The organism is Streptomyces sioyaensis (assembly GCF_004122735.1).
In the GTDB taxonomy this organism is placed as follows: domain Bacteria; phylum Actinomycetota; class Actinomycetes; order Streptomycetales; family Streptomycetaceae; genus Streptomyces; species Streptomyces sioyaensis.
Genome location: NZ_SDIF01000023.1, coordinates 25451 through 41292, shown reverse-complemented (window position 1 = coordinate 41292; position 15842 = coordinate 25451). Strand labels below are relative to the sequence as shown.

Below are 15842 nucleotides of genomic sequence, written 5' to 3'. Positions count from 1 at the left end.
GACTACCGCAGCGTGGCGCAGCTCGCCGCCCACATCGCCGAGAGCCACCGGCCGCAACCGGCCCCCGCCGCGGCGGCACCGGTGCCCGCACCGGACGCCGCCGGAGCACCGGACCGTCCCGAAGGACGCGAGCCCATCGCCATCGTCGGGATCAGCGGCCGCTTCGCGCAGTCGGCCGACACCGACGCCCTCTGGCAGCACCTCGCCGCCGGCCGCGACCTCGTGGGCCCGGTCGAACGGTGGGACCTCTCCGGCTACAGCCAGGACCAACTGTCATGCCGCGCGGGCAGCTTCCTCGACGGCATCGACCGGTTCGACGCCCGCTTCTTCAACCTGACCGGCCTCGAAGCCACCTACACCGACCCCCAGCAGCGGCTGTTCCTCGAACAGGCGTGGACGGCCATCGAGGATGCCGGCTACGCGGGCTCCGCGCTCGACGGCCGCCGGTGCGGCGTCTACGCCGGCTGCACCGGCGGCGACTACCCCCAGTGGTTCGAGGACGCGCCGCCCGCCCAGGCGGCATGGGGCAACGCGCCCTCGGTCGTACCGGCGCGCATCGCCTACCACCTGAACCTCCAGGGTCCCGCCATCGCGGTCGACACGGCCTGCTCCAGCTCACTGGTCGCCGTCCACCTCGCCTGCCAGGGCCTGTGGAGCGGCGAAACCGACATGGCCCTCGCGGGAGGCGTCAGCGTCCAGACCACCCCGGACACCTACCTGGCGGCCGGCCGCGGCGGGATGCTCTCGCCCACCGGCAAGTGCCACACCTTCGACGCCGCCGCCGACGGATTCGTCCCCGGCGAGGGCGTGGGCGTCGTGGTGCTCCGCCGGCTGTCCGACGCACTGGCCGACGGTGACCACATCCACGCCGTGATCCGCGGCTCCGCCGTCAACCAGGACGGGGCGACCAACGGCATCACCGCCCCCAGCGCCCTGTCGCAGGAACGCCTCATCCGCCAGGTGCACACCGAATTCGGCATCGACCCGGCCGAGATCGGCATGGTCGAGGCACACGGCACCGGCACCCAGCTCGGCGACCCCATCGAATGCCAGGCCCTGGTCGGCGCGTTCGGCACGGCCGGCGGCAGCGACACCTGCGCACTCGGCTCGATCAAGACGAACCTCGGTCACACCACCTCCGCCGCGGGCGTGGCTTCCCTGCTCAAGGTCGTGCTCGCCCTGCGCCACGGTCAGATCCCGCCGTCCCTCCACCACTACGAGACCAACCCCGCGATCCGACTCACCGAAAGCCCCTTCCACGTGAACACCACGCTGCGGCCGTGGCAGCCCAACGGCCAGGGCAAGCGCGTCGCCGCCCTGAGCGCGTTCGGCTTCAGCGGCACCAACGGCCACCTGGTCGTGGAGAACGCCCCGGCCCGTGACGGGCGCCGGCAGGCGGAGGGCGAGCTGCTGTTCGTCCTGTCCGCCCAGCAGCCCGAGGCGCTGCACCACCGCGCCGAGGACCTCTTGGCGTACCTGCGCCGCACACCCGACGCCGCGCTGGGCGACGTCAGCTACACGCTGGCGGCCGGCCGAGACCACTTCACCCACCGCGCGGCCTTCGTCGCCGCGGACCGCGAGGCGCTCGTACAACAGCTGGCGGCCTGGCTGGCCGACGGGCGCGGCGACAGCGCCGACGGGCGTGGCGACAGCGCGCCGGAGCGCGCCCGGGCCCGGTACCTGAACGGCGAAGAGGTCGACTTCGCGCCGCTGTTCTCCGGCCTCGACGTACGCCGCACGCCGCTGCCCACCTACCCGTTCCAGCGCAAGAGCTACTGGCCGACAGCCGCTGCTCCGGGCCGGCGCCACCAGGCCCCGGAGGCCGCGAACGGCCGTGCCGCTCGGTCGGCCGAGCCCGCCCCGTCGCCCGAGCCCGTCCGGCCGGCCCCCGCGCAGCGGACGCCGGACACGGACGAGGCGACCGTGCGGTACCAGGCCGGTGAACTGCTGCTGGCCGAGCTGTCCCGCGTGCTGATGATGGAGCCCGACGAGATCGACCCGCAGGCGTCCTTCTCCGACTACGGCGTGGACTCGATCCTCAGCGTCAAGCTCGTCGCCGCGGTCAACCACGCCTTCGCCGTCGATCTGCCGAGCACCGCGCTGTTCCAGCACAGCTCGCTCGACCGGCTGACGGACCATCTGGTCACCCGGTACGGGCCGCAGTTGCGGCCCTCCGGCGCCCTGCGCGGGCCGGCAGCCGAGGCCGTCGCTCCGGCCGCTCCCGTCGGCTCCGCCGCGGCAGCGCCCGCCGTCCCGGCCTCCGTCCCGGCTTCCCTCCCGGCCCCAGCGGACGAACCGGACGCCCCGGTCGTCCCGAACTCCCCGGCCGACGACGGCATCGCCGTGGTGGGCATCGCCGCCCGGTTCGCGCAGTCGCCCGACGCCGCCGCCCTGTGGGCACACCTCGCCGCGGGCGACGACCTGGTGGGCGAGGTCACCCGCTGGGACCTGGACGAGGAGCTGGGCGCGGGCGCCGCGCGCCAGTACGGAAGTTTCGTCGACGACATCGAGCGCTTCGACGCCTGGTTCTTCCGCATGTCCGGTAAGGAAGCCACCTACACCGACCCGCAACAGCGCATCTTCCTGGAGGAGTGCTGGCACGCCCTGGAGGACGCGGGCTACGCCGGCGAACGGCTCGACGGCCGCGGGTGCGGCGTCTACGTCGGCGGCGCACCCAGCGACTACCAGCAGCTGATCGGCGACGACGCGCCACCGCAGACCCTGTGGGGCAACATCTCCTCGGTCATCGCCTCACGGATCTCCTACTTCCTCGACCTGCAGGGTGCCGCCCTGGCGGTCGACACCGCCTGCTCCAGTTCGCTGGTGGCCATTCACCAGGCCTGCCAGGACCTCCGCCTGGGCAACACGTCCATGGCGCTGGCGGGCGGAGTCTTCGTCCAGTCCACGCCGACCTTCTACCGGTCCGCCGTGCGGGCGAACATGCTGTCCGCCCGCGGGCGCTGCCACACCTTCGACGAGCGCGCCGACGGCTTCGTGCCGGGGGAGGGCGCCGGCGTGGTCGTGCTCAAGCGGCTCGCCGACGCGCTGCGCGACGGCGACCAGGTCTACGGCGTGATCCGCGGCTCCGGCATGAACCAGGACGGCACCACCAACGGGCTCACCGCGCCCAGCGCCGGATCGCAGGAACGTCTCCTGCGCGGCGTCCACGAGGGCGCCGGCGTCGACCCCGCCGGCATCCAGCTGATCGAGGCGCACGGGACCGGCACGCCGCTGGGCGACCCCATCGAGTTCGAGGCCCTGCGCGCCGCGTTCGGCGACGTGCCCGAGGGAGGCTGCGCCCTGGGATCCGTCAAGACCAGCCTCGGGCACACCCAGTTCGCCGCGGGCGTGGCCGGCGTCATCAAGGTGCTGCTGGCGCTCAGGAACGAGCAGCTGCCCCCGTCGCTGCACTTCCGCCGGGCCAACCCGGCGATCACGCTGGAGGGCAGCCCCTTCTACGTCAACACGGAACTGCGCCCGTGGCCCGCACCCGCCGACGGTCCGCGCCGCGCCGGCGTCAGCTCGTTCGGCGCCGCGGGCACCAACGCGCACGCCCTGATCGAACAGGCCCCCGCCGTGCGGACCGCCGGGCACGGCCCCCGGCATGCCTGGCTGATCGTCCTGTCGGCACAGGACGACGCCGGCCGCCGAGCCCAGGCCGAGCGCCTGCTGGACCACGCCCTCGCCCATGAGGACCTGGACCTGGGCGACGTGGCATACACCCTGGCCACCGGACGCCGCCACTGCAGCCACCGCTGGGCGGGCGTGGCCACGGACCGCGAGCAGCTCGTCGCCGCCCTGCGGACCTGGCTGCGCGACGGCCGGGCGGAGGGCGTGGTCACCGGTGAGGCGCCCGACGGGCACCGCCGCCAGGACCCCGCCGAGGACGCCCGCGCCGGCCGCCTGATGACCGAGCCCGACCGTCACGACAGCCTCACCGAGCTGGCCGGGCTCTTCGCCCAGGGACACGATCCGGGCTTCGCCCCGCTCTTCGCCGACGGCGGCTTCCGTATCGTGTCGCTCCCGGCCTACCCGTTCGCGGGCGAGCGCTACTGGGTCGGATCGCGTCCGGCGGCCCCCGCTGCGCCCCTGGCCTCCGCTCCGGTACGCGCCCCGGTCCCCGTTGCGGCCCCGTCGCCGCTGGAAGGCCGCCGGCTGACCGGTGATCCCGGCTCGTCGTCCTTCGCCGTCGAGCTGACCGGCCGCGAGTTCTTCCTCGACGACCACCGGGTGCGCAACGTGCCGGTGCTCCCCGGCGTGGCCTACCTGGAGCTGGCGTACGCGGCGGCCCGGGCCGAGGGCGTCGATGCCGCCAACGCCCGCCTGCGCAACGTCGTCTGGTCGCGCCCCGCACGGATCACCGGGCCGACCGCGGTCGAGATCGCGCTGCGGCCGGGCGAGGACGACGCCTTGACCTACGAGATCACCACGGCGGCCGACGGCGAACAGCCCGTGGTCCACGGGCAAGGACGCATCGAGAGGTGCGGGACGCCGTCACCCGCGCGCCTGGACATCGCCGCGCTGCGCGCCCGGTGCGACGTGCGCACTCTGGAACACGACGACTGCTACCGGCTCTTCGACCGCATGGGCATCGGCTACGGCCCGGCCATGCGCGGCATCCGGCGGATCCACGTCGGCGCCGGGCTCGCCGTCGCACGCCTGAGCCTGCCGCAGGCCGCCCGGGACGGCGCCGACTGGGACCTGCACCCGTCGATGCTCGACGCCGCCGTACAGGCCACCTTGGGCCTGTCACTGGCCGAGGACACCGACACCGTGGAGCCGGCACTGCCCTTCGTCCTGGAGGAGGTGCAGCTGCTCGCGCCCAGCCCATCCGGCGGGTGGGCCGTGGTGCGGCCCGCAGCGGGCGACGGTGGCGGAGCCGTACGCCGCGTCGACATCGAACTGTGCGACGACGACGGCAACGTGTGCGTCCGCCTGCTCGGGTTCACCGCACGCGTCCTGTCCGCCGGTGACGACAACGCCGGCGGGGAGAACACCGGAGGCGCGACGCTCACCCTCATGCGTGCCGGCTGGCGCCCGGCCGAGCCCACTCGGGCGTCGCGTCCGCCGGTGCGGTACGAGGTGCTGCTCGGGGGGCTCGTAGGGACCGACCCCGCGGCGGTCCGGGACGGGCTCGGTGTGCCCTGCACCGCATTGCCCGCCGACGGCGATCCGGCCCGGTGTTTCACCCGCCAGGCGGAGACGGTGCTGGCCCGCCTCCAGCAGCTCGTCCCGGCGACCCGCGACGGGCAGGTCCTGCTGCAGGTGGTCGTGTCCGCCGACGGCGAGAACCGGGTCCTCGCGGGCCTGGGCGGCCTGCTGCGCACGGCCCGCATGGAGCACCCCAAACTGCTGACCCAGCTCGTCGAGGTGGAGACGCCCGTCGACGCCGCGACGCTGTGCGAGCGCCTGCGCCGGGACGCGGCGAGCCCCGACGACGTGGCCGTGCGGTACTCCGGCGGGCAGCGCCGGGTGCCGCAGTGGACCGCCGTTGCGGACGCCCCGCCGGCCCGGCCGTGGAAAGCCGGCGGCGTCTACCTTCTGACCGGGGGAGCCGGCGGGCTCGGGGCACTGTTCGCCCGCGAGATCGCCCGACGGGCGCCCGGCGCCGCCCTCGTGCTCTGCGGGCGCTCGCCGGAAGGCCCCGCCCAGCGTGAACTCCTGCGTGAACTGGTCGACTTGGGGGCCTCGGCCGCCTACCGGACGCTGGACGTCGCCGAACGCGACGCCGTGACCGCCTGCGTGCAGGGCATCGTCGCCGAGCACGGCCGCCTCGACGGCGTCGTCCACACCGCCGGTGTGGTGCGCGACGGCTACCTTGCCCGTAAGAGCGCCGAAGAGCTGCGGGAGGTCCTCGCCGCCAAGGTCGCCGGCTTCGTCCACCTCGACGAAGCCACCGCCGCTCTCGACCTGGACTGCTTCATCGGATTCTCCTCACTGTCGGCGTACGGCAACCAGGGCCAGGGCGACTACGCGGCGGCCAACGCCTTCATGGACGCCTACGCCGGCCTCCGCCACGAGCGGGTGGCCAGGGGCGAGCGCCGCGGCCGCACACTGGTGGTCGGCTGGCCCCTGTGGGCCGACGGCGGCATGACGGTGGACGCCGCCACCGAACGCCGCCTGCACGACAGCGTCGGCATGGTGCCGATGCGCGCCGCGCACGGCGTGGAGGCGCTGGAACGCGCCTACGGCACCGGCGACCCGCACGTCCTGGCCGTCTTCGGCGACCGTGCCCGCCTCGACGCCACCCTCCTGGCAGCCCCGGAGGCCACGGGCGCCGTACCGGCGGTGACCGCACCCGACCGCGCCACCCTGCACGCGAAGGTCCTCGGCCGCGCCCTCGGCCACGCCTGCGCCGTGCTGGGCGTGCCGGCGGAGGAGCTCGACGGCGCGGTGCAGCTGAGCGAGTACGGGTTCGACCCCGTCTCGCTCATCGGGTTCGCCGGCCGCCTCACCACGGAGTTCGGGCTTCCGCCCGTGCCCAAGCCCTTCCCCGAACACCTCACCCTGGGAGAGGTCGTGGACCACCTGCTCGACAACCACCCCCATCACTTCGGGACGGTCCCGCCGGCTCCCGCGCCCGAGCGCTCCGCCGGGCCCGAAAGCGCCGCCGCGCCCGTCGCGACGGCCGGCCGGGAACAGCGGCACAAGGCGCTGCTGAAGAAGCTGATCGCCCGCGTGTCCGACCTGCTGGACGTGCCCGCCGAACGGATCACCGGCACGGCCGAGATGACCCGCTACGGCTTCGACTCCCTCTCGTTCATCGGCTTCGCCAACGCCCTCAACGCCGAGTTCGGGCTCTCGCTGGCACCGACCCTGTTCTTCGAGAACCCCACCCTGGACGGGGTGGTCGACCACCTCCTCGACCACCACGCCGACCGCGTCGCAGACACCGCGGGACAGCAGCAGGAACCGCGCGCGGCCGTCGTCCCCGCCGCCCTGGAGCCCGCCACCGCCGACACCACCGCGTCCCGTACCGATGCGCCCGGGAACGAGCCGATCGCCGTCATCGGCATCAGCGGCCGCTTCCCGATGGCCGACGATCTCGACGCGTTCTGGGAGAACCTCAGCGAAGGCCGCGACTGCACCCGTGAGGTCCCCGCGGACCGCTGGGACTGGCGCGCCCACTACGGCGACCCCGTCAAGGAGCCCAACACGTCGAACGTGACGTCCGGCGGCTTCATGGACGGCGTCGGCGACTTCGACCCGCTGTTCTTCGACATCTCCCCCAAGGAAGCGGAGTTGATGGATCCGCAGCAGCGGCTCCTGCTGATGTACGTATGGAAGGCGCTGGAGGACGCCGGGTACTCGGCGGATGCCCTCGCGGGCACGAACACGGCCCTCATCGCCGGCACCACCAGCACCGGCTACAGCACCCTCGTCACCCGGTACTCGCCGATGATCGAGGGATACGACATCACCGGCGCGGCCCCCTCGATGGGCCCGAACCGGATGAGCTACTTCCTTGACCTGCACGGTCCGAGCGAGCCCGTCGACACGGCCTGTTCGAGCGCGCTCGTCGCCCTGCACCGGGCCGTCCAGGCCATCCGCGACGGTCAGTCGGACCTGGCCATCGCCGGCGGCGTCAACACCATGGTCAGCGTCGACGGGCACATCAGCATCTCCAAGGCGGGCATGCTCAGCCCCGAAGGCCGGTGCAAGACCTTCTCCGACCGTGCGGATGGTTATGCCCGTGGTGAGGGCGTGGGCATGCTGGTGCTCAAGAGCCTGTCGGCGGCCGAGCGCGACGGCGACCACGTCTACGGCGTCATCCGCGCGACGGCCGAGAACCACGGCGGCCGGGGCAGTTCCCTGACCGCCCCCAACCCCAAGGCCCAGGCCGCCCTCCTGCGGGAGGCCTACGGGAAGGCCGGGATCGACCCTCGGACGGTGGGCTACATCGAGGCCCACGGCACCGGCACCAAGCTGGGTGACCCGGTCGAGATCAACGGGCTCAAGGCCGCGTTCCGGGAGCTGTACGAGGAGCACGGCGCGGTGGTGGAGGAGGCCCACTGCGGTATCGGCTCGGTGAAGACCAACATCGGCCACCTCGAACTCGCGGCGGGCGTGGCCGGCGTGATCAAGGTGCTGCTGCAGATGCGGCACCGCACGCTGGTCAAGAGTCTGCACTGCGACACCGTCAACCCCTACATCGACCTCGACGGCAGCCCGTTCCACCTCGTACGCGAACAGCAGCCCTGGCCCGCCCCGCGCGACGCGGAGGGCCGTGAGCTGCCGCGCCGGGCCGGTGTCAGCTCCTTCGGCTTCGGCGGCGTCAACGCCCACGTCGTCCTTGAGGAGTACGTGCCGCGCCCCGCCCCCGAGCCGGACCGGGCGCCCACCGCACCCGTCCCTGTCGTCCTGTCGGCGACCCACCCCGACGTGCTGTGCGAACTCGCCGAGCGCTGGGTGGACGCACTGCGCCGCGGCGACTACGACGACACCGACATGGCGTCGATCGCCTACACCACGCAGACCGGACGCACGCACATGACCGAGCGCCTCGCCTGCCTGGCCCGCACGGCCGGCGAGCTGAGGGAGGCACTGGAGTCCTGGCTGCGCGGCGAGCCCGCGGCCGACGTCTTCCGCGGCAAGGTCCCGCGCGGCGTCGACCTTCCGGACGCACCGGCCGGGTTCGGCCCGCACGACGACCACGACAGCGCCGGCCGGCACGACCGGTCCCGCCTGCTCCAGGCATGGGTGAACGGCGCCCCCTTCGACTGGGACCGCCTCCACACCGGGCGCCGCCCGCGCCGGATCTCCCTGCCGACCTACCCGTTCCGCCTCCGGCGCTACTGGGTCGACACCTCGCGCCCCGCGAACGGCACACGGACGGAGGCACTGCACCCGCTGGTGCACACGAACACGTCGGACCTGAACGAGCACCGCTACACCTCGCACTTCACCGGCCGCGAGTTCTTCCTCGCCGACCACCGCGTACGGGCCCAGGTGATGGAGACGGTCTCCGGCTGGCGGCCCGGCCGCCGGCCCACCGCCTACGACGTCCGCGCGGACGCCGTGCCGGTGCTGCCGGCGGTGGCGTACCTGGAGATGGCGCGCGCTGCCGCGGTCCAGGCGGCCGGCGGCCACGAACGCGCCTGGTCGCTGAAGTTGGCGTCCTGGCTGCGCCCGCTCACCGTCGAGAAGGCGACCGACGTGCACACCGCGCTGACCACCCGGGCCGGCGGCGGACTGAGCTACGAGGTGTACGCGGTGGACGAGGACGGCGCACGCGTCACCTTCGGCCGCGGCCAGCTGCGGCGCGCAACACCGGTGCCCGCCGAGCGGCTCGACCTCGCGGCCCTGCGCGCGCAGTGCGACGGGCCCGTGCTCGACAACGAAGCCTGCTACGCGCGCTTCACCGGCATCGGCATGGCCTACGGCCCGGCACTGCGCGGCATCGAGCGCCTGCACACCGGCTCGCGGCAGTCGGTGGCGCGGCTGAAGCTGCCCGCCGCCGCGTCCCGCGAGAGCGGCCATGTACTCAACCCGGGCATGCTCGACGCCGCCCTTCAAGCCACGGTCGGCCTCTTCGTCGACGACCCCGGCACGCCGCGCACGGCGCTGCCGTTCGCCCTGGGCGAGCTGGAGGTGCTGCGGGCGGTCCCGGCCACCGGCTGGGTCGTCGTCCGCTTCGCCGAGGACGACCACGTGGGCGCCGTGCGCCGCCTCGACCTCGACCTCTGCGACGACGACGGCGAGGTGTGCGTACGGCTGCGCGGCTTCAGCGTCCGCACGCTCGGCGGCAGCGAGTCCACCGGTGACAGCGAGCCCACCCGACCCGCCGAACAGGCACCCGAGCCGCCGTCCGGGTCCGACGACGCCTACCTGCTGGACCTGATCGAAGCCATTGGCCGACGCGAGATGAGCGCGGACGAATTCAAGAGGAGCCTGGCATGAGCACCACCCGCATCGCATCCCTGGACGACCTGCACCGGCTCATTCGCGACGGACAGGTGGGACAGGACGAAGCGCTCCGCCTGATCCGCGACTGGAAGCAGCAGGAGCAGGAGCAGGGGCAGGCGCAAGCACGGACGCGGACCGCACAGCCGGCTGACGTCGCCGACACCGAGGCCCTGACGGAGCGGGTCTGCGCCGTCGTGGTGGAGAAGGTCTGCGAGCTGCTCAAGGTCACCACGGCCGACCTGGACGTGAACGTCGACCTCAGCGAATACGGGCTCGACTCCCTCGTCATCACCCAGCTGGTGAACATGGTGAACGACGCCCTGGGCCTGGAGCTCGTGCCCACCGTGCTGTTCGAGCACGCGACGATCCAGGCCTTCGGCGCCCACCTGACCGACGAGTACGGCCCCGCGCTGGCCGCCCGCCTGGGGCTGCGGTCGCCAGGCGCCGCCGCGGAGCCCGCGGCCGCGGAGCCCGTCGGTGCGCCTGTGCCGGCCGCGGCCGTCCCCGCACGGGCCGTACCCGTCCCGCAGCCCGCCGACCGGCACGACGACCCGATCGCGGTGGTCGGCATGAGCGGCAGGTTCCCCCAGGCCGAGGACCTCGACGCGTTCTGGCGGAACCTGCGCGACGGCCGCGACTGCATCGCGGAAGTCCCCGCCGACCGGTGGGACTGGCGCGCCCTCTTCGGCGACCCCTTCCAGGAACCGGGCCGCACCAACGTGAAGTGGGGCGGCTTCATCGATGGCGTCGCCGACTTCGATCCGCTGTTCTTCGGCATCGCCCCGAAGGACGCCGTCCACATGGACCCGCAGCAGCGCCTGTTGATGCTGTACGTGTGGAAGGCGCTGGAGGACGCCGGCTACGCCGCCGACGCCCTGGCCGGGAGCAGCCTCGGCCTGTTCGTCGGCACCAGCGACACCGGCTACGGCCTGCTCTCCGACCGCAGCAGCGGCAGGGGCGAGAGCGTCACGCCCACGGGCAGCGTCCCCTCCGTCGGCCCGAACCGGATGAGCTACTTCCTGGACGTACACGGGCCGAGCGAGCCGATCGAGACGGCCTGTTCGAGTTCCCTGGTCGCCATGCACCGCGGCGTCATCTCGATCGAACGCGGCGAGTGCGACATGGCCGTCGTCGGCGGTATCAACACCATGGTGATCCCCGATGGCCACGTCAGCTTCAGCAAGTCCGGGATGCTCAGCGTCGAGGGACGCTGCAAGACCTTCTCCGATCTTGCGGATGGTTATGCCCGTGGTGAGGGCGTGGGCATGCTGGTGCTCAAGAGCCTGTCGGCGGCCGAGCGCGACGGCGACCACGTCTACGGCGTCATCCGCGCGACGGCCGAGAACCACGGCGGCCGCTCCAACTCCCTGACCGCGCCCAACCCCAGGGCCCAGGCCGCCCTGATCCGGCGCGCCTACAGCACCGCGGGCATCGACCCTCGGACGGTGGGCTACATCGAGGCCCACGGCACCGGCACCAAGCTGGGTGACCCGGTCGAGATCAACGGGCTCAAGGCCGCTTTCCGGGAGCTGTACGAGGAGCACGGCGCGGTGGTGGAGGAGGCCCACTGCGGTATCGGTTCGGTGAAGACCAACATCGGCCACCTCGAACTCGCGGCGGGTGTCGCCGGTGTGATCAAGGTGCTGCTGCAGATGCGGCACCGCACGCTCGCCAAGAGTCTGCACTGCGACACCGTCAACCCCTACATCGACCTCGACGGCAGCCCGTTCCACCTCGTACGCGAACAGCAGCCCTGGCCCGCCCCGCACGACGCGGAGGGCCGTGAGCTGCCGCGCCGGGCCGGTGTCAGCTCCTTCGGCTTCGGCGGCGTCAACGCCCACGTCGTCCTTGAGGAGTACGTGCCGCGCCCCGTACCGCCGGTGAGCACACCGGACCCCGTGGCCGTCGTCCTGTCGGCCCCGGAGCCCGAGACGCTGCGCGCCCGGGCCCGGCAGCTGGCCGACCGGATCGACGCGGGCGCGCTCGGCGAGGCCGACCTGCCGCACCTCGCCCACACGCTGCAGGTGGGCCGCGTCGCGATGGACGAGCGCCTCGCCTTCCTGACCTCCTCGCTCGCCGACCTGCGCGAGCGGCTGGGCGCCTTCCTCGACGGCGGCACCGCACAGGGCCTCCACACCGGACGGGCACAGCGCCCGGCGCCTTGGAACGAGCTCGCCGGGGACGACGACATCGCCCTCGCCATCGACAGCTGGATAGCCAAGGGCAAACTCGGACGCCTGCTCAAACTCTGGGTCACCGGCTTCGACGTGGACTGGCGGCGCCTGTACGCCGGCCGACCGATGCGGCGCATCCCGCTGCCCGTCTACCCGTTCCAGCTGAAGCGCTACTGGATCACTGACGCGAAGAGCACGACCCGGCCCCCGGCCCCGGTGGCCGCGGCGCCGGGCGCACCACCGTCGCCCTACCGCCGCGACCTGACCGGGCACGAGTTCTACGTGAGCGACCACCGCGTGGGGGACACGCCCGTCCTGCCCGGCGCCGCCTACCTGGAGTTCGTGCGCGACGCGCTCGTCCGGGCCACCTCCGGAGTCACCGCCACGGGCGTGCGCCTGCGCGACGTGACCTGGCTGCGTCCCCTGGAGATGACGGCACCGCGCACCCTCGCCGTCGACGTGGACCCGGCCGGTGGGACATTCGAGGTGTACGCCCACGGCCCCGGCGACCGCGTCCTGCACGCGAACGGCACCGCACACGCCGACCCCGCACTCCGCGCCACCGACGACGTCCACGACATCGACGCACTGCGCGCGAACCTCCCGCTCCGGCGTGACGGCGCCGAGTGCTACGCGCTGTTCGCGCGCATGGGCATGGGATACGGCCCCGCGTTCCGGGCCGTGCAGGAGCTGTACCACGGTGCGGACACCGTCCTTGCCCGCCTCCTCCTCCCCGAGGCGGCGGCATCCCCGCTGACGCTCAACCCGGTCATGCTCGACGCCGCCCTCCAGGCGACCCTGGGACTGGCGCTGGGCGAGCACGTCGACGCCCGGCAGGGGACGGCACTTCCGTTCACCGTGCGCGAGGTACAGGTCCTGGCCCCCACCCCGGCCGAGGGCTGGGCGCTCGTGCGCGGTGCCACGGACGACCGCCGCGACGCCGGCGTACGCCGCATGGACATCGACCTCTGTGACACGCAGGGCAACGTCTGCGTGCGTCTGCTGGGCTTCTCCACACGCATGAAGCCGAGCCCGGCGCGCCGCGCCGCCGAGCCGACCACCACGCCCGCACTGCTGATCCAGGCGGACTGGCGCGAGAGCGCGGCACCGGAGCACCACGGCGACGACGTCGAGCGGCACGTCGTACTGTGCGAACTCCCGGCGGCGGACGCCACCGCGCTCGGCGCGGCGCTGGGCGGCGCCACCTGCGAAAGCTGGCAGGCCCGCGGCGAGGCCGGCACCCGCTACACCGAGTACGCCGAGCGGTTGCTGAAGCTGCTGCGCGACAAGGCACCGGAGGCTGCCCGGCAGCCGCGCCTGATCCAGGTCGTCACCCCCGCGCACGCGCCCTGGCTGGGTGGGCTGAGCGGCATGCTCCGCACGGCGCGCATGGAGCACCCCAAGCTGCTGACGCAGTGGATCGCACTGGACGGTGACGGCGCCCTGGCCCCGGCGGAGCTGGCCGGGAGGCTGCGGCGCGACGGCGCCGACACGGCCGAGGAGGCCGTGCGCTACCGCGGAGGACGCCGGCAGGTGTCCCACTGGCACGAAGTCGCACCGGCCGCCCCCGAACTGCCCTGGCGCGACGGCGGCGTCTACCTGCTGACCGGCGGCGCCGGAGGACTCGGCGCCCTGTTCGCGCAGGACATCGCCCGGCGCGTCGAGAAGCCCGCCCTGGTCCTGTGCGGTCGCAGCCCGGCCGGCCCGGAACAGCAGGAACTGCTCACCGCCCTGCGCGCGTGGGGCGCCCGTGCCGACTACCGCGTGCTCGATGTCGCCGACCGCGCCGACGTGACCCGGGTCGTGCGCGATGTCCAGGCCGAGTACGGCGCGCTGCACGGCATCGTCCACGCCGCCGGAGTGCTGCGCGACGGCTTCGTGGCCAGGAAGACCGCGGGCGACCTCCGCGAGGTGTTCGCGGCCAAGGTGGCCGGGCTGTGCCACCTCGACGAGGCGACTGCCTCCGTCCCGCTCGACTGCTTCATCGGCTTCTCCTCCATGGCCGCCTTCGGCAACGTCGGACAGGCCGACTACGCCGCCGCCAACGCCTTCATGGACGGATACGCCGCCCACCGCGACTCCCTGGTGGACCGGGGCAGCCGGTCGGGCCGCACCCTGATGGTGAACTGGCCGCTGTGGGAGAAGGGCGGCATGGGCGCCGACCCGTCGACCGTCCAGCTCCTGGAGTCCGTGGGCATGCGGCCGATGCGCGCCTCCGTGGGCGTCGACGCCCTCGACCGCCTCTGGGCAACCGGCCTGTCCAGCGCCATCGCCCTCGACGGCGACCACGCCCGGATGCGGGAGCGCTTCCTGCCGGCGCACCCGGAGCCGGAGGCTCCTGCCGAACCCGCGCCGGCCGGCGCGACGATGCCGACCTCCGCACCGGTCGCCGAGCCGGCCGAGCCGGCCGAACCGTCGAGCGTGGGAACCGTCGTCGCGGACCTCCTGGCGACGCTGCTGGAGGTCGACGTCGAGACCCTGCGGTGGGACAAGCCCTTGGGTGACTACGGCTTCGACTCCATCTTCATGATGCAGTTCCTCAGCCAGGCGCAGACGCACCTCGACGCGTCCCTCACCCTCGACGTCATCGCCGGCTGCGAAACGCTGCAGGACGTCGTCGACGCGATCACCGGCACGGCCTCTGAGACCGGCACGGCCTCCGACACCGGCGCGGCCTCCGACACAGGGGCGGCCGCCCCAAAGCCCGCTTCGGCGGCTCCCGTTGAGGAGGCCCCGGCGGCCGCCGCACCGGCAAAGGCCCCGGCACGGAGCACCGCGCCCGCCTCGCCGAACGACTTCCCCGAACTGGTCCGCATGAACGGCGTCACCTCCGGCCGGCCCGTGTTCTGGGTCCACCACGGCAACGGCGGCGTGGAGTCCTACGCCCCGCTGGCCGCACGCTGCCCGCGCCCCTTCTACGGCATCCAGCCGAAGGGCTGGATCGACTCCACCGACATCCTCACCGGTCAGTACGCCATGGCCGAGCACTACGCGTCCCTCATCCTCGCCGTACAGCCGGAAGGCCCGTACGACATCGGCGGGTTCTCCCTGGGCGGCCTGTTCGCGTACGAGACCGTGCGGCAGCTCCAGCTGACGGGCGCCGACGTGCGCACGCTGGTCATGCTGGACACGCTGGACGCCGAGTCCACCAACAAGGCCAACGCCCTCATCGTCGGCGGGAACTTCGACGCCGACGTGGTCACCAAGGTGAGCGACTTCCGCGCCGTGAACCTGATCCTCGGCAACAACCGCTTCGACTCGCATGATGGCGCCACCCCGATTCTGCGCCGCGACGAGGTCGACACCACCCTGGAACCCAGGGCGTTCCTCGACTCCCTGATCGAGACCGCCCTCGACCGCGGCGTCAGCAAGACCGAGACGCAGCTGCGCTCCCGCGTCCGGCAGCTGTCCCGCTACTTCGAGGCCACGCAGGGCGAGACGTACACGGTGGACCCGCTGCCGCGGCGCGACGGACTGCGCTGCTACTACCTGCGCAACCGGGGCGGCAAGTTCTTCGGCGCCTTCGAGGAGCACATGGTGCTCTTCCCGAACCCCGAACTCCCCACCGTGGACGGCATCGCGTACTGGCAGGCGTGGGCCGACCAGATCGACGACTTCTTCACCATCGACGTCGACACCTCGATGCACGCCGAGGTCATGACGGCCCCGCAGTCGCTCGACAAGCTGATGCGCCTCTGCGACCGGCTCTACGCCGCCGAGGACGCCGCCGCCCCGGCGACCTCCGTGCAGGGAGGCCGCTGA

The 15842-nt window shown here is 73.2% G+C and carries 2 protein-coding genes (1 of these 2 cut by a window edge); both read left to right on the top strand.

Features of this window, described 5'->3' with window-relative positions; all coding sequences use genetic code 11:
• A protein-coding gene (locus EST54_RS11210) for an SDR family NAD(P)-dependent oxidoreductase (RefSeq protein ID WP_161989274.1) crosses the window boundary here: on the top strand, nucleotides 1–9900 show its final stretch. Its footprint begins 14157 nt before the window's first position; the window shows 9900 of its 24057 coding nt (coding positions 14158–24057); its start codon lies off the left edge, out of view; the stop codon is at nucleotides 9898–9900.
• Nucleotides 9897–15842 carry an SDR family NAD(P)-dependent oxidoreductase gene (locus tag EST54_RS11205; protein WP_129247457.1) on the top strand — a complete coding sequence of 1982 codons (5946 nt, stop codon included), beginning with the start codon at nucleotides 9897–9899 and terminating at the stop codon, nucleotides 15840–15842. The genes EST54_RS11210 and EST54_RS11205 overlap by 4 nt, the downstream gene beginning before the upstream one ends.

Coding starts and splice junctions, on each gene's coding strand:
- EST54_RS11205 (WP_129247457.1), top strand. CDS start 9,897: ATGAGCACCACCCGCATCGCATCCCTGGACGACCTGCACCGGCTCATT.